The sequence below is a fragment of the Pseudomonas sp. BF-R-26 genome, from assembly GCF_019947395.1.
GTDB classification, from domain to species: Bacteria; Pseudomonadota; Gammaproteobacteria; order Pseudomonadales; family Pseudomonadaceae; genus Aquipseudomonas; species Aquipseudomonas farris.
The window spans coordinates 408,004-426,973 of sequence record NZ_JAGYGK010000003.1 but is presented as its reverse complement, the minus strand read 5'-3'; the positions used below and the strand labels follow the sequence as shown (position 1 = coordinate 426,973).

The window sequence follows — 18,970 nt, the reverse complement described above, 5'->3', positions numbered from 1 at the left end:
AAGGCTGCGATCTTTTTTTTGCTCGGCTCGGTCTTAACGCTCGATCAACCGCCCCAACCCATCCAGCAACCGCTGCAACGCGCCCTGATTGGTACGCATCACCTTCAGCCCCGCCTCGGCCATCCGCTGTGCATCGCGCGGCAATTCGAACAGCCGCTGCACCGCCAGCGCCAGACCTTCGGCATCATCGACCTCGGCCAACGCCCCGGCACTGCGCAACTGCGCGGCGATTTCGAGGAAGTTGAACAGGTGCGGCCCGCTGAGCACCGGTTTGGCCAGGGCCGCCGGCTCCAGCAGGTTATGCCCGCCATTCGGCACCAGACTGCCACCGACGAACGCGCTGTCGGCTAACGCGTAGAGAAACAGCAACTCGCCCATGGTGTCGCCCAGCAGCACCGAAGTGTCTGCGGTAACCGGTTCGCCCGTCGAACGCCGCACCGTGGCGAAACCCTGCTGTCGGCACAACTCGAACACCGGGTTGAAACGCTCCGGATGACGCGGCACCAGAATCAGCAAGGCATCGGGATGATTGACCAGCAGCCGACGATGGGCAGCCAGCACCACATCGTCTTCACCTTCATGGGTACTCGCGGCGATCCATACCGGGCGATCCTGTGCCTGCCACTGCGCACGCAATTCGCCGGCACTCTCCAGCAGTTGCGGGTCGATGGTCAGGTCGAATTTGATCGAACCGGTCACTTCGACGGTTTCCGGGCGTGCGCCCAAATCCCGGAAGCGCTGCGCCTCGGCTTCGGTCTGCACCGCGAACAGGCTCATCTCGGCGAGCATCGGCCGGGTCAATTTATGGAAGCGGCCATAGCCTTTGGCTGAGCGTTCAGACAGTCGCGCATTGGCCAGCGCCACGGGAATCCCGCGTTTGGCGCATTGATGGATATGGTTGGGCCAGAGCTCGGTTTCCATGATCACCGCCAGTTTCGGTCGGGCCCGATCAAGGAATCGCGCCGCGGCGCAGGGCAAGTCATAAGGCAAATAGCAATGCTGGATGCGCGGCTCGTTGGCGAACAACGCCTGGATGCGCTCGGACCCGGTCGGGGTCATGCAGGTGACGGTGATCGGCAGCGTCGGATACCGTTGCAGCATGGCACGAATCATCGGCGCCGCGGCGATGCTTTCGCCCACCGACACCGCATGCACCCAGAGGCCGTCCGGCTTCATCGCCGGCAGCGCGAGGGAGAAACGTTCGCCAATGCGCTTGGCATACGCCGGCGCCTTGCGCGCCCGCAGCCAAAGACGAATCGCTACCAATGGCAGCCCCAGGTAAAACAGCGCGGTGTAGAGAGTTCTATTCATGGCGGCGGAGTTTATCGGTTTTTTAGCTGATCGCCTGCAAGTGCACGGCAAAACGTTCCGCCAGCCAACGGGCTGCCGGGCCGAGGGGCTCATCGCGACGCCAGACCAGTTCGACAATCAATGCCGGCGGAGTCCATTCGCTGGCCAGTTCGACCATCTGATCCTGATACGCGGGGTACTGCACCACATGTCGCGGCAACCAGGCCCAGCCAAGGCCGCGCATCACCCATTCAGCCATCACATAGAAACTGTCGGCGCGCCAGACCTGTGGGCTGGCCGGCTCGCTGCCGGGATAGACGCTGGACTGCGTGGACATCAGTAACTGTCGATGCTGCGCCAATTGCTGACAATCGACCTGCGCCTGCTTCGCCAAGGGATGCCCCGCGCCGCACACCGTGACCATCTCGACGCTGCCCAGCACTCGCCGTTCAAGGGCTTCGGGAATCTGGTCGTGATAAAACAGCAAGCCCAGATCAGCCCGGCGCTCCACCAATTTGCGCGCGACATCACCCTGGGCGGCGCTGGTCAGCTGCACTTCAAGGCTGGGAAATTTTTCTGCCAGGGCCTCGAAGCTTTCGACCACCGCTTGATAGGGCATCGCTTCATCCTGAGCCACACGCAGACTCGCTTCCTGACCACGCATCATCGCCAATGCCCGGCCATTGAGGCGCTCGCATTGGCGCAGCACTTCCCGCGCCTCCTCGAGCAGCGCGGTGCCGGCTTCGGTGAGTTTCGGCTGACGACCACTGCTACGATCGAACAGGCTAACGCCCAGGTCCTCTTCCAGCAGCGCAATCGAACTGCTGACCGCCGACTGTGCCTTGCGCTGATCCCGCGCCACAGCGGAAAACGAACGCTGTTCCGCGACGCTGACAAACAAGCGCAGCTGTTCCAGATTCCATTGCATGTTCATGGCTCAACCCATCTTCAGAACAGATAGGTAATGACTTTACCGCATCTGGCGAATCTCTAGAATGCCGACCTCAGAAAGCAACACTTCACACGAGGATTAACCCATGACCGCTTACTACTATCTGGCCATCGCCATCTGCGCCGAAGTGATCGCCACTGTTTCGATGAAAGCGGTCAAGGGTTTCAGCACGCCACTGCCGCTGCTGCTGGTCATCGTCGGTTACGGCATTGCTTTCGGGATGTTGACCCTGGTGGTGCGCAGCGTTCCGGTGGGCGTGGCCTACGCGGTATGGGCCGGCATGGGGATCGTGATGGTCAGCGTCGCGGCGCTGTTTATCTACGGGCAGAAGCTGGATGTGCCGGCAATGCTGGGGATGGCGCTGATTGTGCTGGGCGTTGTGGTTATTCAGCTGTTCTCGAAGACCGCGGGGCATTGAAAGAAAAGATCGCAGCCTTCGGCAGCTCCTACAGATGTACACATAACCCTGTAGGAGCTGCCGAAGGCTGCGATCTTTTTTCACGTCTTAGCTCCGATCCACGAGTCTGTATACTGCGCCCTCGTCTTGAACACTGAGGTCGCTGCATGCCATCCGTTATTTCCACCGACGTTCTGATTGTCGGCGCTGGTGTCGCCGGCCTCTGGCTGAATGCGCGCCTGCGCAGCCAGGGTTTTTCGACCGTGCTGGTGGAAAGCGCCAGCCTCGGTGGCGGGCAGAGCGTGAAGTCCCAGGGCATCATCCACGGCGGCGCCAAGTACGCGCTGCACGGTGCCCTGACCGGCGCCTCGGAAGCCATTGCCGACATGCCGCGTCGCTGGCGTGAAGCGCTGGCCGGCGACGGCGAGCTGGATCTGTCCGGCGTGCGCCTGCTGTCCGAAGCCCATTACCTCTGGTCCCCCGGCACCCTCGCCGGCAATCTCACCAGTTTCTTTGCCAGCAAAGCCGTGCGCGGGCGGGTCGATCAGGTCAAAGGCGAGCAGCTTCCACCAGCCCTGCAAGACAAGCGCTTCAAGGGCAAGGTCTATCGCCTGGCGGAACTGGTGGTCGATGTGCCAAGCCTGATCCAGCGCCTGGCCGATCTGGCTGGCGACGGCTTGCTGGCCGGTCAGCACATCGAACCGCTGCTGGAAAACGGCGAACTGGTCGGCTTGAAAGTCGACGAACGCGAGATCCGCGCCCAGCGCATCGTCCTCAGCGCCGGTGCCGGCACCGCCGACCTGCTCACGGCGCTGGGCCTGAGTCAGCCGGCCATGCAGCGCCGCCCCCTGCACATGATCATCGTCAAAGGCCCGGGCCTCAAACCGCTGTACGCCCATTGCCTGGGCGGCGGGCCGAAGCCACGCATCACCGTGACCACCCACCCGGCCGCCGATGGCCAGTGGGTCTGGTATCTGGGAGGCGACATCGCCGAAGCCGAAGGCGTGGCCCGTGATCCTGCCGCGCAGATCGCCACCGCGCAAAAAGAACTCGGCAATCTGTTGCCATGGATCGACCTGAGCACAGCGCAGTGGGCGACCTTGCGAGTCGAACGCGCCGAGCCGCTGCAATCGGGCCTGACTCGCCCGGACAATGCCTTCCTCGCCGAGCAAGATCGCCTGCTGGTGGGTTGGCCGACCAAACTGGCCCTGGCGCCGGACTTCGCTGATCGCGTCCTCGCCGCACTGCAACGCGACAGCATTCAGCCGAGCCATCCGGCGCCGCTGCCGGAACTGCCGAAACCGCCGATGGGCGTCCCTGCCTGGGAGCAACTGCTGCCATGAGCCAACCAACCCTGCACGATCTGCATCGCCCTTTGGGCAGCACCGGCCTGCTGGTATCGCCTCTGGGCCTGGGCACGGTGAAACTCGGCCGCGATCAAGGGGTGAAATACCCCAACGGCTTCCAGATCCCCGGCGATGACGAAGCGCGTATGCTGCTCAAACTCGCGCGCGACCTGGGCATCAACCTGATAGACACCGCGCCGGCTTATGGCCGCAGCGAAGAGCGCCTTGGCCCGTTGCTGCGGGGGCAGCGCCAGGACTGGGTGATCGTCAGCAAGGTTGGCGAAGAGTTTACCGACGGCCAGTCGAGTCACGACTTCAGCGCCGCCCATACTCGCCTGTCGGTGGAACGCAGCCTGCAACGGCTGGAAACGGATGTTATCGATCTGGTGCTGGTGCATTCCGACGGCAACGATCTGGCGATCCTCAATGACAGCGAGGTCTACGCGACCCTCGCCGAGCTCAAGCGCGAAGGCAAGATTCGCGGTTTCGGTTTTTCCGGCAAAACCGTCGAAGGCGGCTTGAAGGCTCTGGAACAAGGTGATTGCGCGATGGTCACCTACAATCTGAACGAACAGAACGAGAAGCCGGTCATTGACTATGCTGCTGCTCACGGCAAAGCGATCCTGGTCAAAAAAGCCCTGGCCAGCGGTCACGTCTGCTTGAGCCCTGGCGTGGACCCGGTGCGCGCCAGCTTCGAGTTGTTGTTTGAACACCCGGGTGTGGCCAGTGCTATTGTCGGGACCATTAATCCGCTGCACCTCGCCCACAACGTCGCGACCGTTGCTCAGGTCCTTCGTAGCCATTGATGCCGCCCACGCGGCCTTAAGCAGGAGCCGACATGCCGCGTACGCTGATCAGAAAGAACCCGAGCAACTTCAAGACCCTGCCGTTATTCGTCGAAGCGACGCCCGAAGGCCTGAGTTACCAAAGCGTCGGGATGCCATTGAATTTTTCCCAGACCCTGCAACGTCGCCGCCCGGTGACGGTGCCCGACAGCGAGCGGTTTGCCTTGGAGTTGGCGAACCTCGGGGTTTCGGTGCGCCTGACCTTGCATTGGCAGAATCGCGATTACTGGGTGTTGGTGCGTCAACGTCGGCAGGATCGCGGCGATGTAGTGCTCAAACTGATCTCGGGTTACGTGCCGGCCCATGAACTGAACCTGCCGCTGCACACGGCGACCCAGGAAATCGCCGAAGAGTGCCTGCTGGAAACCCCGGAAGGCTGGCTCAGCGGGCGTTTCAACGATACCTGGCTGCCCGCGCCCTACTCGTCCGCCCTGCATTACCGCGAAGCCCTGCCATTTCGCCTGACGCCGCTGTCCGGCTCGGCGCGGCCGGTGCGTTGCGCCAACATGCCGCTGATCGAGCGCCCGCGGGCTTATGTGCATTTGCCGACTGCATCACTGCAATTGATCTACGACTTGCGCCTGGATGTGCCCAAGGAAGCCAAATCCTTGAGTCTTTTTCATGTCGACGAACGGCTGGAGGGCGATCAACTGGTGGCTCGGCTCGATCGCAAACGTCCCGATTTGTATTTGATGCCACTGCAGGACGGCCAGCCGATGGCCGAGCTCTATACCCTGAAAAAGGATCAGCTGTACCCGGCGAGTACCCGCGGGTTGTATCTGGCGGAGAGTTTTGCCCGGCAGGAAGGGTGGCTGGTGAAGGATGAGCGGATTCGCTGGAAAGACTGGGTGCGGCAACAGGGTTTGAGCCCGCCGGGGAAGGATTCCGGTTTGGCCCGCTTGCACGGAAAAGCAAAGCAACTGCTGAAAAGAATCGTGCCGCGCAAGAAAGTCAGCTCCTAAAGCCAAAGATGATCGTTCCCACGCTCTGCGTGGGAATGCAGCCAGAGACGCTCCGCGTCTCAAAGCGGACGCAGAGCGTCCATAGAGGCATTCCCACGCAGAGCGTGGGAACGATCAAGCACACTCGCCACAATCAGTGATTGCGGATCTTCTCGACAATCGCCGTGGTCGAGCTGTTTTCCACCAGCCCCAGCACTTTCACGGTCCCGCCGTAAGCAGTGACGATGTCCGCACCGACCACTTGGTCGATTCCGTAATCGCCGCCCTTGACCAACACATCCGGCTTGACCTCGCGCAGCAGGTTTTCCGGGGTGCCTTCAGCGAAGCTGATTACCCAGTCCACGGCGCCCAGACCGGCCAGTACCGCCATGCGACGGTCGACGCTGTTGATCGGACGACCCGGCCCTTTCAAGCGGCTCACCGATGCATCGTCATTGACCGCCACGATCAGTCGATCGCCTTGGGCACGCGCCTGTTCGAGGTAGGTCACGTGGCCGGCATGCAAGATGTCGAAGCAGCCGTTGGTGAAGACGATCTTCTCTTTGTGCGCACGCGCGTCATCGACCGCCAGCAGCAGCTGCTCCAGCCCCAACACTCCACGCTCGGAACCTTCTTCACGCTGGATAGCACGACGCAACTCCGGAGCACTGATGGCCGCGGTACCGAGCTTGCCGACCACGATGCCCGCCGCCAGGTTGGCCAAGGCCACGGCGTGGGGCAGTTCTTCGCCAGCGGCGATCGCTGCCGCCAGGGTAGAAATCACCGTGTCACCGGCGCCGGTCACGTCGAACACCTCACGAGCACGGGCCGGCAGGTGCAGCGCCGGATGATCCGGGCGCAGCAAGGTCATGCCGTGCTCGCCACGGGTTACCAGCAAAGCGCCGAGGTCGAGGTCGTGCATCAGCTGCGCGCCCTTGCTCACCAGCTCGTGCTCATCGGCGCAACCGCCGACGATGGTTTCGAACTCGCTGAGGTTCGGGGTGATCAGGCTCGCGCCTCGGTAGATCGAGAAATCTTTGCCTTTGGGATCGGCCAGCACCGGAATGCCACGGGCACGGGCGGCCTGAATCAGCACCTGATGGTTTTTCAGCGCGCCTTTGCCGTAGTCGGACAGCACCAGCACCTTGATGCCTTCAAGCAATTCGTCGACTTGCTCGCCCAACGCCAGGGCGTCGGTGGAGAAAGGTTCTTCGAAGTCGATACGCAGCAATTGCTGGTGACGGCTCATCACCCGCAGCTTGACGATGGTTGGCTGGTGGGCGATGCGCTGGAACAACGCCCGCACGCCGGCGCCCTTGAGGCTATTGACCAGGCTGTCGGCAGCCTCGTCATCGCCGGTCACGCCGACCAGCGAGGCCGGCGCACCGAGCGCGGCAATGTTCAGGGCAACGTTGGCGGCACCGCCCGGGCGGTCCTCGATTTGCTCGACTTTGACTACCGGTACCGGTGCCTCAGGGGAAATCCGTGAGGTACCACCATGCCAGTAACGGTCGAGCATGACATCACCGACCACCAGGACAGGGGCCTGATCGAATCGTGGCATGGATAACTTCATGGAAACTCCAGGGGCAATAAAAGCGTCGCGGATAATAACATAGCGAAAGAATGCGGCCGCACGCGAGCAAACAGGCTCAGCGGCGATCATCCTGTGGAGGGGCATCCAACGGACGCACCCAGAAAAGTTCGTGTCGGCGCACCGCTTTGCGGAAGAACTCGTCTTCACCTGTGCGGGGCCAGCGACGCCCGGCCAACAACCGCTGAATTACCCGGCGCAGACGTCTTTTGAGCGGTGGACGGCCCTGCAAGTCGTGCTGCATGCCCAAGGCCATGGCTTTGTCCATGCGGGTTGGCGCGTCCAGCAACGGGCTCCATAGCCCATCAGCCGGCAACGGCTCGATGGTCGGTGGCAGGGCAATGCCATAATCCGCCGGGCCCATCGGCCAGCGGTCGTTGTCATGCAGGTGATTGGCATAGAGCAGCAGGGTACGCGGGCGCCAGGTACTGAGTTCAATCGCCTCCATCAAGGCGCGCGTGCTGGCGACATGATCGCTGTGGGGATCCAGTTCGGGATGGGGCGTCAGCACCGCGTCGGGACGGTGATGCTCAAGCAGACGCGCCAGATCAGCCACCAGGTTGCGCCAATGGGGCTGACCATCGACGTCACCCGGCAGGCTCAGGGCATTGTGCCGACGCACGTCGCGTATATCGCTCTCACCCGACTCCAGGGAACCGAAGCTTTGCTCCGGCTGCTGCGCCATCGCATTCAGCTGCAAGCAGTAGTAACCCAATTGCACACATTGCTGTTGCGCCACCCCGCCCCACAGCGGCACTGCCAGGCTGTCCCAACTGCGCAGGCGCCCCTTGAGTCGGGCGGCCTGAGCGGCGTCGAGGCCCATTTCGCGGTAGTTTTCGGCCTCAATCTCGCCTTGGGTCAGTGTGACGATAGCCACCTCGGACGCCCGGCTATAAAGACCAAAAGCCGCCAGTTCAGCATCATCGGCATGGGGGGCGATGATTAGCAGACGCTGCTGAGCAAAATCCGGATTATTCAGGGCGTGCAAAGTTGCCTGTGGCGCCAGGCTGCAAAAGCATCCACGTAACGTCAGGGTCCCGGCAGCCAACGCCGAACCTTGCCCGGACAGATTGAGAAAACGCTCTCCCGCAACACCGCGCTCCAGATCCTGACGGTCGTCACCGATCCATACCTGGGGGTCAAGAAAGCGACCCAGCCAATGGCTCTTGACCCGCACCTGCAAAACCAGGGTTTGCGCCACGCCAACGTCCCCCGTCACCTGCAAGACACCATTGACCAAGGTGGTGGGGAATTGCGGCGTACCCGCCGGGAAGTCATAGCGATAATCGTCGCCCGGGGCATAGAACAGATGGTCGGCGAACCAGGCTTCATGGGCGATCCAGCCCAGCAGCAAGAACAGCGGCAACGGCCACCATGTGACAAAAATGCCGAATAGTAATGCAGCCAACAACGCACCGATCAGCACCACACGTTTGCGTTGGCGATGGCGTTTAAGCAATTGTTGCTTGCGTGCGCTCATGACTGCCTGTCCTCGCTTAAACCTGATAGACCGGAACCCGGTGACACCAGCGATCCTTGTATTCGCGATCGGCACGACCGAACGAGTAACGCAGCGGCTTGCCCACGGCACGGGCCTGCTCCCATGCGGCTTGGGTGTTGACGAAACTGAGTACACTGCCAGGGCTGAACTCGCGGTTTTGCGGGTCGACACCGCCGTTAATGTATTCCAGGCTGACCCACTTGGGCGCCTCGACCCGGTACAGAATCTGGATCGCCACCGGTTCGTCGTTCAGGTAGATCAAGGACCCGGTCATGAACTCACGCAACAGGCTGAACACTTCAGAAAGACGCGCCTTGCCCGGTGCTTCAAAGTTCCAGCGGCGCTGGAACAGGTCAGCATAGATGGTGGCCTGTTCGCTGGCGCTCAGCTCCAGCATCGGTCGGATGATGCCACCCGCCTCTTCAAGCAAACGCTGGTCACGACGTTGGTTGTAACGAAACTTCTTGCTGTAGTCCTCTGGTTCACGAGCCAGCGCCAGACCTTCAGGTTGCTCAGAGAGACCGGTGATGTTTGGGGCATTGAGTTCGGACACATAGCGCGCGCGATGCCGCACACGAACCTGGACGTCTTCGGCAACCGGCAGGATGATCTCAGCATTGCCGAGATCGAGCAGGCCACGTTTGCCTTCACGCTTGAGCACTTCCTTGGACAAGGCCACATGACGACCCCAGGTCGGCATCGCAGCGCACAATTCACCGTCGACGAACCAGCCCAGATAACGCACCGGGATGCCTACCAGCCCTGCCAGACGCTCAACCACTTCGGGATGAGTCGCCACGCTGCCGCCAAACTGTTGCCAGGCCTGGGTATAAGCCGTTGCATCGACGGGCGCCCAGCCGCTTTCTCTCCAGGCTCGCCAGTAACTCAAAATCAAACGTGGGACTCCGTCATCGCCTCGTCGGTGCTTTCGACGAAGTCCTTCTCGTGCAGGCGTGCGTAGAGACCGTTCAACGCCAACAACTCGGCGTGGGTGCCGCGTTCGACGATGCGGCCCTGGTCCATCAACAGGATCAGGTCAGCCTTCTCGATGGTCGACAAGCGGTGAGCGATCACCAGCGTGGTACGGCCCTTCATTACTTGTTCCAGAGCCGCCTGAATGTGGCGCTCGGATTCGGTGTCGAGGGCCGAGGTAGCCTCATCGAGGATCAGCAATGGCGCATTCTTGAGCAGCGCCCGGGCAATCGCCAGACGCTGGCGCTGACCGCCGGAAAGCAGCACACCGTTTTCGCCCACAAGGGTGTCGTAGCCTTGAGGCATTTGCTCGATGAACTCGGCGGCGTAGGCATCTTCGGACGCCTTGCGCACGTCTTCGAACGGTGCGCCGGCGAGGTCACCGTAGGCGATGTTGTTGGTGACGCTGTCGTTGAACAGGGTGACCTGCTGGGTCACCAGGGCAATGTGACGACGTAGGTTGGTCAGCTTGTATTCCTCGACATCCACACCGTCGAGCAGGATCTGGCCCTTGTCGTGGTGATAGAAACGCGGAATCAGGTTGGCCAAGGTCGACTTGCCACTGCCTGAACGCCCCACCAAAGCAACCATCTGGCCCTCTTCGGCGGTAAAGGAAATATCGTTGAGCACAAGTTTCTCGGTGCCCGGGTACTGGAAGCTCAAGTTACGCACTTCCAGGCGACCGCTGACGCGCACCATTTCCTTGGTGCCCGTATCGACTTCCGGTTCTTCGTCGAGCTGCTCGAAGATGCTCTCCGCACCGGCCAGCCCTTTCTGGATCGTGGCGCTGACTTCCGACAACTGACGAATCGGCTTGGGTAACAAACCGGCGGCGGTAATGTAAGCAACCAGTTCGCCAGCAGAGGCATCGCCGCGAAGGTAAAGCACCAGATACATCAACACAGCCATGCCGACGTAAATCACCAGTTGCAGCATCGGGGTGTAGATCGACTGGGTGCGGGTCATGCCCAGGCTGCGATTCATGTTGTCGGCGCTGGCCTTGTGGAACCGATCGATTTCGTAAGTCTCACCGCCAAAACTGCGAACCACGCGATAGCCCTGGATCGTCTCCGAAGCCACATGGGTCACATCGCCCATCGCCACCTGGATTTTTTTGCTTTGCTTGCGAAATTTTTTGCTGGCGCTACTTACCAGAATCGCGATGACCGGCAGGATTGCCAGCAATACCAAGGTCATTTTCCAGTTGCTGTACAGCAGGTAACCGAACAGGAACACCACCGTCAGGCCTTCACGGATCACTACTTTGATCGCATCGGTGGCGGCACCGGTGACCATGGTCACGTTATAGGTAATACGGGAAATCAGGTGACCGGAGTTATTGTTGTCGAAGTAGCGGTTAGGCAAGGTCAACAGGTTGTCGAACAAGGCGCAACGCAGGTCGTGGACCACGCCCCGGGCAACCTTGGCCAGGTAATAGTTACCCAGAAATGAGCCGATACCCTGATAGACCGCAATCAGCACAATCAACAACGGTACGCCGAGTACCAGCGAGACGCCCAGAAACTTGGTGTCATTGGGTTTTTGCAAGGCGTCGAGAAAATGCTTGAGCATGTCCGCCAGCATCGGCTGGCTGGATGCGAACAGCACGAAGCCGACAATACTGATGGCAAAAGCGCCCCAGTACGGGAGCACGTATTTCAGCAACCGCAGGTAAATCTTCATGCTTGATTGCTGGTCGGAATTGGCCATTCGGCGCGCCTCGTACGTTTGAAAAAGACAGACAACCTGTGGATTGTAACAGCGAACGAATTACAACATCGGCTCAGCCCGGACGAGGTGCCGAAAACGCTTTAGCACTTCGCTACCGGGCCAGGAGTATCAGTAGCTGAAACACTCCAGACGGAAGTTTTGGTTTCATTGCCAGCACGAGTGGCCAACACGATACTCAAGGCAATCGGTAACCAGGTAATCAACCAGTCCGCGTTGGGCTTGAGCCAGAGGCCGATGCCATCGGTCATCAATGACGCCCCGGAAAACACCCAGAGTGCCAGCAACACCTGCCCCAGTGGCTGTGCGCGCGAAATCCAGCCACGCCAGCCAACCGCCAGCCACAGCCAGCCGAATAGCAGTAGCCCAGGCACACCAAGACGCACACCGATATCCAGGAACAGGTTATGGGGATGTTTGAATACCTGTCCGATTTCAGGGACAGGAATCAGGTACTCATGGAATCCCAATCCCATCCCCCAATGATCCAGCATCAATTGAACGCCGCCGTTCCATAGCTCGGGGCGGAAAGAAACGCCACGCTGCAAGAGGATTTCCGGCTTGAATACAGCAATGGACGCCAACCCCAGGACCACCAGAATGATCAGCCCGCCCGCCATGCGCGACGGGCGCGCCACTCCCATCACGAAGAGACAGGCCAGCAAGCCGATCCACACACCGCGGGTTTGGCTGAAGCCCAGAAATAGCGCATATCCCAGCGCCGGAATCAGCAGCAACACCATCGCCCAGGGATTGAAGCGCTTGGTCTGCAGCGTGAAAACGCCAAGAATCGCCAGAGCCCCCACCCCGTGCGCGGCCATGATCGCGGTGTCCCACAAGCCAATGGCAATCAGCCTGCCGCTAAACGGCTGAGCGGATGTTTCATAAAAGTAGACCCAAGAAGCCGCGGCAAAGAAACCGCCGATAATCGATGCGTACAACAACATGGATTCCAACCGCCACTTGCGGTTCTGGGCAGCCAGTAACACGCCTAACAGGGTAAGGGACACATAGAGCGTCACCTTGCTTTTGCCGACGACGTTAGCGCCCCCCTCAACCATCAGCACCAATAATGTCCAGGCCACGAAAATGGCAAAAAGGATGCACTCCGGTTGCTTGAGCATCAGCCGAAAATCCCGATGGAACAGCGCCAGCATGGCGGGTAACCAGAGCAGGAAAATTATCATTTGATGATAAATTTTATTGTTTGGCAGTACCCATGCCCCACACAGCAGCACGAGAAGACCGATAGACGCCCATGCCGCCAGGGCATTCCTATCGATAAGTTTTTTCATTCCTGTCAGCATTCGACTTTACCCAGCAGTCGATTGGCGACCCGCTGCAACTGGGCCTTGTCGGCGTTCTTCCAGCCACCCTTGATACAGTAGTGTTCAGAGAGGTAATGGAGAAAATTACGCCGCAACCGCTCATCGAGTGGCCATTGCGGGAAGGCGCGCGCCAGTTCCACCACTTGCTCGGCGTTATCGGCATGCATTACCAGCCCCTCGATATTGAAAAACGCCTGACCGAGGGTCAGCACGGGCTTACCCAAGAGGAGGCTTTCCAGACCAACCGTCGAGTTCAGCGTGACCACAAACTGACTGGACTCGATCAACTGCTGAGTGGCGTTGCCGTTGGCGAACAACAGACGCTCGTGAGTACGCTCATGCAACTCAGGATACGTTTCGCGACTGGATGGATGCTCCTTGAACACCACTGTCAATCCAGTCTCTTTGGCCAAGCGCTCGCCCAAGGCGAACATCTCGCGCATATTCTTGATCCAGGGAGAAAACAGCCGAACCTGACTATCGCGGTCGTCCTGGAACGGAATAAAGACGAACTGCTCCGGCAGCACAATCGGTGCCGGGCCACTGGTACGAGGCTGGCGTGGAATCAGCACGGGCACCGCCTGATTTTCAGGAACGGGATAAGGATAGTTGAGATAAAAACCGGCCTCGCGCGGAACGGCGTTCAGGTAGTTCACGCCCTGCGGGTCAACGGTTGTGGTATCGGGCAACAAGCCGTTCTCGAAAAAGAACGTCTTACAATCCGCTGGCGCCAAGGCCGTCAGCAATCGGCAGTAACGATGGGAACCATTCCAGAACACCAGCGCGTCGGGGCGCTCACGATCGAGCAAAGCCTGGGCACGCAGCGCCATCCAAATCAGCTCAAGACGTAACAACAGACGATACAAGCGACCATCGTTTTTGTTCTTGACGCGTCGTTCCTCGCATTTTTCTTCGATCAGGCTCAGCCAGTCGATTCGCGAAAGCACTCTGGAAGTCTGCGACAACCTTGGCCAAGGCATCTGTGGTGGGGTAACGACTTTACCTTGTAGCTCGGTCTCATTGAGTAACCGATTGAAATAGAGGCCTTGATGCTTGGCCAAGGAAATGAACAGCATTGTCGTCATAGGGTGTCCAAAAATAGGCCGCATCCACCCGCCAAAGCGCAACATAACCACGTGCGACAAGTCCGCAGACATCAACACCCTGTTATTCGCCCGTCCGCGTATGGAAGTATAAAACCAGGAATCAGGAGCAAGCACTCTGTGGTATTGCGCCAGGCAACCCCGTGAACGGGCAACTGCCGCTTAAAAAGTGCGGCAATTGTACCACAGCGGTTTTTTGCAGCATGCGCACTGCGGTAACATAGCCGGCTGACCATCCCATCAGGCCAAGCCTTGGAGCCTTGATGCAAACGCTCGACCATACCGCTTATCTCAACATGCGCGAGGGCGCCGACGTTCTCGAGGCCGATGGTAAAGGGGATAAAGTTTTGTGCCTGGCCGATGGCTCGATGCTCAAGCTGTTTCGCCGCAAGCGCCTGCTGACATCTGCGCTTTGGGCGCCTTACGCCCGGCGCTTCACCGACAACTGCCGAGCACTGCACGAACGCAATATCGGATGCCCAACGGTTCGCCAGATTTATCGCATCCCCAGCATCGAGCGCGATGCCGTGCATTACGACCCCCTGCCCGGTCGCACCCTGCGTCAGTTGCTAGGCACCGATAACAACGAATTTCTTCGGGCACAACTGGGTGAGTTCATTGCACACCTGCATGAGGACGGCATCTACTTTCGCTCCGCACACCTGGGCAATGTGGTATTGACGCCTGAAAACACGTTGGGACTGATCGACATCGCCGACCTGCGTGCCTATCGCAAGCCGCTGCGCAAAGGCCTGCGCCTGCGTAATTTCAAGCATATGTTGCGCTATCCCCAGGATCGCGAGTGGCTACTCAAAGACAACCAGTTCCTTGAGCACTACCTGAACAACCAACGCGTGTGCAATGGACAGGAACTGAGCCTGGCGCTCACCCCTTAAGCCCTTAAACCGCCAGTCTCAGCCGGCGGCAGACAACCTGAAGGTCTCGAAGTCACGCGCAGGGTCTGTGCCTCTTAGCAAGTTATCAACCAGTTGAATGGTCTTTGCCAACCCCTGAGAACCGTATACCAGGTGGTAATCGGCAAAGCGTCGGGCTTGGGCCACATGCCCCGGATAATCCTGCTCAAGCGCTTGTAGCTGGCGGGAAAACTCATGCTCATCGCGCACTTGAGGCCCAAAAAACAGCGAGTGAGAGAAGATATCCACATCGCTGCCCGCATTCACATGGATCACCGGCCGGCCCGCCAGCCCTGCCTCGATACCTGCATTGGACATGATATTGACCACAACGCTGGCCTGCGCCAGAGCCTCCGCCAGTGAACACTGGTTATCCAGCAACTGGATGCTGGCTAACTGCGCAGCAGCATCGCTCCAGAATTGCGCCTTGCTGCGCGGATGACGCTTGAACAGCACGCGATAATGCGGATGTTGCTCGGCCCAGTTGCGCAGTAACTGATAGGTGCGCTGGTAGCCCGGTTCTTTTTCCCGATCAGGGCCAACCCCCAGAATCAACAACGTCCGCAGAGCGGGATCGGCAACGGGCAGATCATAGGTTTCATCGGCGAGGTAAGAACCGATCAACACCACCGTCGACTCACCAAATCGCAATGTTCTTTCCTGCAAGGCAACCAGTGAACTATGGCCAAAGAGGCCGTAATAGTCGTAATCGTTCATCCCCAGTCGCCGTGACGACTCCAGCGTCGTGGCATGAGCCAGTTGCAGCAGCCGGGCATCACGCGCAGCCAATGCCAAGCGCAGGAACGGCGCATGAAGACTACCGTTGCGCTCGTTGATCAGCACCTTGGGTGAATATGTCATCACCAGCCACTGAGCATGGGCGGCGTATACCAGATAACGCAGCGGCACAGACTGCGGCGGCGCCAGGAGCATGCGCTGGGCGCAGGCGTCCGACGGAGAACGCAACGCTGCCTCCGTCAGGTGGTGCCCGCGCTTGCGCAGGCCCTCGATCAGAATATTCTTGCGCTGCAACGCCATGGACTTTGGCGCCGAATGCAGCAACAGCACCCCACAGGGCGCAGCGACCACCGAACCACTCAAGCACGCCTTGGCGCGTATCCCGACCGCCACATCCACCAGCACATCGCGAACCAGGCGCAAAAGACTGCCACAGCGACCATGACGCTCGCGCAGCAGCTTCCAGCGATAACGGTCCAGCTCACGCGCTTTTTGTGCCCAGCATCCCTCAGCCTGGAACACAATTGCATCAGACGGCGGCGCGCTCACTTGAACAGCAACCGAATGGCCTTGCGGGTGTAGGACCAGCGCGTGAGTGAGCGCAGATCGGCGCGCACGGCACGGACGTAAAAAGCCTTGGCGTTGACATAATCGCCGGCACTGTAGCAATCGCGGAACAACGACAGGCAGCGCTGAGCCAGGAAAGCCTGGCGCAAGTCCTGCAGTTCCCGAGGCATTCGGGCCGAGGAAAACACCTCGTCAACCATCCCCACGCCCGCCGCCAGGCTTTGCTTGAGGTCATGGCGCATGCTGTCGCCATGCTTGTAGATCAACGCCAGCGGCTGATCGAGCACAGTGCACGGGAAACGCGCCAGCACCTGAGCAAATACCGGAATATCTTCAACGTTGCGCAAGTGCTCAGGATAGTTGCCCGGCGCAAACACTTCGCGATGCATTGCGCAGGCGCCGTTAGACAGCGATACCGTCTTGTCCAGCAAGTAGCCCCGCACACGCTGGCGCGGGGTGGCTGGCAAGGGTTTTACGGCATGCTGGACGCGACGACCGTCGTCGAACACCGACCAGTGACCGCCAATGATCAAACGGCTGTCCGGATTGCTGGAGATATGCCGGGTCAATGCAGCCAGCGCACCAGGCGCCATCTCATCATCGGCATCGAGGAAGATCAGGTAATGCCCCCGAGCCTCCTCGATCCCGCGATTACGCACTGAAGACAAACCGCCATTGGGTTTGCGCAGAGCTCTAAAGCACCCCGCATGTTCAGTCAGGAGCTGCTCCAGAACTTGCGGCGTCGCGTCAGTGGAACCGTCATCGATTACCAGCAACTCAGCCTGGGCATCACCCAACTGCGCCAACACCGAATTCACCGCACGTGGCAGGGTTTTGGCGTAGTTATAAGCAGGAATAACGATACTAATCAGCACGTCAGTCAACCGCATACTCGTTGGCACCTTCTTTGACCACCAGAATGTCTTCCATGATCAGGTACTGTAGGTCGGAACCGAAGAACATATTCAAGGCGTCGGTCGGCGAGCAGATCATCGGCTCGCCACGACGATTGAGCGAGGTGTTCAGCGACACGCCGTTACCGGTCAGCACTTCCAGCGCCTTCATCATGTCGTAGTAGCGCGGGTTGTATTCGCGCTTCAACACCTGGGCCCGGGATGTGCCGTCTTCGTGGACGACTTCCGGCACGCGGGTCTTCCACTCTTCAGCCACTTCGAAGGTAAAGGTCATGAACGGCGCCGGATGATCGATCTTGATCATCTGTGGCGCAACGGTGTCGAGCATCGACGGGCAGAAAGGCCTCCAGCGCTCGCGGAACTTGATCTGATGGTTGATCCGGTCAGCCACGCCGGTTGCGCTCGGGCAACCGATGATCGAACGACCGCCCAAGGCGCGCGGACCGAATTCCATGCGGCCCTGGAACCAGGCCACCGGGTTGCCGTCGACCATGATTTTGGCGATGCTTTCCGGCATGTTCTCAAGCTTGCGCCACGCCGGCTTGCTCGGGTGACGGGCACAGGCCGCGAGCACGTCTTCGTTACTGTAGGACGGGCCGAGGTAGACGTGTTCCATCTTCTCGACCGGTACACCACGGGCGTGGGACACGTAAGCCGCAGCGCCGACCGCGGTACCGGCATCGCCGGACGCAGGCTGAACGAACAGCTCTTTGATGTCGTCGCGGGCAATGATTTTCTGGTTCAGCTTGACGTTCAACGCACAGCCGCCGGCAAAGGCCAGCTTGCCGGTTTCCTTGAGCACATCGCCCAGGTAGTGGTCGATCATCTGCAATGCCAGCTTCTCGAACAGCGCTTGCATGCTCGCGGCATAATGAATGTACGGCTCGTCGGCGATGTCGCCTTCGCGCTTCGGTCCCAGCCACTCGATCAGCTTCGGCGAGAAGTAGAAACCCTTGCCCTTCTCTTTATAGCGACGCAGGCCGATCACGTTGGCGTAGTCGGTGTTGATCACCAGCTCGCCGTTCTCGAACGAGGCCAGACGCGAGAAATCGTATTTGCTGGCGTCGCCGTACGGCGCCATGCCCATGACCTTGAACTCACCGTCGAGCATCTCGAAACCGAGGAACTCGGTGATTGCGCCGTACAGGCCACCGAGGGAGTCCGGATCGAAGAATTCCTTGATCTTGTGGATCTTGCCGTTTTCGCCGTAGCCGAAAAAGGTCGTGGCGTACTCGCCCTTGCCGTCGATCCCGAGAATCGCGGTTTTCTCTTTGAAACCGGAGCAGTGGTAGGCGCTGGAGGCGTGGGCCAGGTGATGCTCGACCGGCTCGATCTTGATTTTCTTCGGATCGAAGCCCAGTTGCTCGAGGCACCAGACAATCTTGTTGCGATAGCGCTTGTAGCGACGGTTGCCCATCAGGATCGCATCGAGGGCGCGGTCCGGGGCGTACCAGTAACGCTTGGCATAGTGCCAGCGAGCCTTGCCGAACAGGCTGATCGGCGCAAACGGAATCGCCACCACGTCAACGTCGGACGGCTTGATGCCCGCCTGCTCGAGACAGAACTTCGCCGATTCATAAGGCATGCGGTTCTTTGCATGTTTATCGCGCACGAAGCGCTCTTCTTCAGCCGCCGCGACCAGCTTGCCGTCGATATACAGGGCTGCGGAAGGATCATGGCTAAGGGCGCCGGACAGGCCAAGAATCGTCAATGCCACAGGGGTCTAGCCTCTTTAGTCTGCATGCAGGCGCAACGCGCCTCAAAAATTAATGTGCCCTCGCAAGGGGCGAGAGACAGCTAAAGGGCGGGATTATAGCGTAAACGTGGCGGGAATGACCCT

General features: G+C 59.8%; 16 protein-coding genes. 5 read left to right on the top strand and 11 right to left on the bottom strand.

The genetic code is table 11. The annotated features are described in order from the left end of the window. Positions 1–33: 33 nt before the first annotated feature. Both waaA and KGB18_RS06085 read right to left on the bottom strand, forming a co-directional pair. The gene (gene waaA, locus KGB18_RS06090) at positions 34–1,311 is read right to left on the bottom strand and encodes a lipid IV(A) 3-deoxy-D-manno-octulosonic acid transferase (RefSeq protein WP_123721517.1); all 1,278 of its coding nucleotides are present in this window, start codon (positions 1,309–1,311) and stop codon (positions 34–36) included. A gap of 22 nt (positions 1,312–1,333) precedes the next feature. Further along, positions 1,334–2,224 (bottom strand): LysR family transcriptional regulator, encoded by an 891-nt coding sequence (locus KGB18_RS06085; RefSeq protein ID WP_123721518.1) that lies wholly within the window; start codon positions 2,222–2,224, stop codon positions 1,334–1,336. A 103-nt stretch (positions 2,225–2,327) separates the two neighbouring features. Here KGB18_RS06085 and KGB18_RS06080 point away from each other — a divergent pair, with 103 nt between their 5' ends. The 4 genes from KGB18_RS06080 to KGB18_RS06065 all read left to right on the top strand — a co-directional run bounded on the left by KGB18_RS06080 (position 2,328) and on the right by KGB18_RS06065 (position 5,792). After that, positions 2,328–2,660, top strand: coding sequence for a DMT family transporter (locus tag KGB18_RS06080; protein ID WP_052965993.1), 333 nt, complete (start codon positions 2,328–2,330; stop codon positions 2,658–2,660). 146 nt (positions 2,661–2,806) lie between these two features. Next, positions 2,807–3,982, top strand: coding sequence for an NAD(P)/FAD-dependent oxidoreductase (locus KGB18_RS06075; protein ID WP_223569529.1), 1,176 nt, complete (start codon positions 2,807–2,809; stop codon positions 3,980–3,982). Next, positions 3,979–4,791, top strand: coding sequence for an aldo/keto reductase (locus KGB18_RS06070; protein ID WP_123721520.1), 813 nt, complete (start codon positions 3,979–3,981; stop codon positions 4,789–4,791). Before KGB18_RS06075 ends, KGB18_RS06070 begins: the two co-directional genes overlap by 4 nt. Before the next feature lie 32 nt (positions 4,792–4,823). Beyond that, entirely contained in the window at positions 4,824–5,792 is a 969-nt protein-coding gene (locus tag KGB18_RS06065) for a hypothetical protein (RefSeq protein ID WP_008074654.1), read from the top strand. A gap of 133 nt (positions 5,793–5,925) precedes the next feature. Here the strand turns inward: KGB18_RS06065 and hldE are convergent, their stop codons facing one another. The 6 genes from hldE to KGB18_RS06035 form a co-directional block, all read right to left on the bottom strand. Next, entirely contained in the window at positions 5,926–7,347 is a 1,422-nt protein-coding gene (gene hldE, locus KGB18_RS06060) for a bifunctional D-glycero-beta-D-manno-heptose-7-phosphate kinase/D-glycero-beta-D-manno-heptose 1-phosphate adenylyltransferase HldE (RefSeq protein ID WP_052965997.1), read from the bottom strand. Between the two features lie 76 nt (positions 7,348–7,423). Next, a complete protein-coding gene (locus tag KGB18_RS06055) occupies positions 7,424–8,845 on the bottom strand; it encodes a PIG-L deacetylase family protein (protein ID WP_223569528.1) in 1,422 nt (473 codons plus the stop codon). Between the two features lie 16 nt (positions 8,846–8,861). Then, positions 8,862–9,758 carry a GNAT family N-acetyltransferase gene (locus tag KGB18_RS06050; RefSeq protein WP_123721728.1) on the bottom strand — a complete coding sequence of 299 codons (897 nt, stop codon included), beginning with the start codon at positions 9,756–9,758 and terminating at the stop codon, positions 8,862–8,864. Further along, positions 9,758–11,548: a lipid A export permease/ATP-binding protein MsbA gene (gene msbA, locus KGB18_RS06045; RefSeq protein WP_123721522.1), complete on the bottom strand. Its 1,791-nt coding sequence runs from the start codon at positions 11,546–11,548 to the stop codon at positions 9,758–9,760. The genes KGB18_RS06050 and msbA overlap by 1 nt, the downstream gene beginning before the upstream one ends. A 101-nt stretch (positions 11,549–11,649) precedes the next feature. Beyond that, complete coding sequence (locus KGB18_RS06040) at positions 11,650–12,861, bottom strand: O-antigen ligase family protein (RefSeq protein WP_187326446.1); 1,212 nt, start codon at positions 12,859–12,861, stop codon at positions 11,650–11,652. A 5-nt stretch (positions 12,862–12,866) separates the two neighbouring features. Beyond that, positions 12,867–13,979 carry a capsular biosynthesis protein gene (locus KGB18_RS06035; protein WP_123721524.1) on the bottom strand — a complete coding sequence of 371 codons (1,113 nt, stop codon included), beginning with the start codon at positions 13,977–13,979 and terminating at the stop codon, positions 12,867–12,869. A 281-nt stretch (positions 13,980–14,260) separates the two neighbouring features. Here KGB18_RS06035 and KGB18_RS06030 point away from each other — a divergent pair, with 281 nt between their 5' ends. Further along, positions 14,261–14,893 (top strand): toluene tolerance protein, encoded by a 633-nt coding sequence (locus KGB18_RS06030; RefSeq protein WP_123721525.1) that lies wholly within the window; start codon positions 14,261–14,263, stop codon positions 14,891–14,893. Positions 14,894–14,911: 18 nt separating this feature from the next. Here the strand turns inward: KGB18_RS06030 and KGB18_RS06025 are convergent, their stop codons facing one another. The 3 genes from KGB18_RS06025 to KGB18_RS06015 are packed head-to-tail and all read right to left on the bottom strand — an operon-like array spanning position 14,912 to position 18,847. Continuing rightward, positions 14,912–16,198 carry a capsule biosynthesis protein gene (locus KGB18_RS06025; RefSeq protein WP_223569527.1) on the bottom strand — a complete coding sequence of 429 codons (1,287 nt, stop codon included), beginning with the start codon at positions 16,196–16,198 and terminating at the stop codon, positions 14,912–14,914. Then, entirely contained in the window at positions 16,195–17,106 is a 912-nt protein-coding gene (locus KGB18_RS06020) for a glycosyltransferase family 2 protein (RefSeq protein ID WP_187326447.1), read from the bottom strand. Before KGB18_RS06020 ends, KGB18_RS06025 begins: the two co-directional genes overlap by 4 nt. Continuing rightward, a complete protein-coding gene (locus KGB18_RS06015) occupies positions 17,093–18,847 on the bottom strand; it encodes a carbamoyltransferase (protein WP_123721527.1) in 1,755 nt (584 codons plus the stop codon). The genes KGB18_RS06020 and KGB18_RS06015 overlap by 14 nt, the downstream gene beginning before the upstream one ends. Between the last annotated feature and the right edge of the window lie 123 nt (positions 18,848–18,970).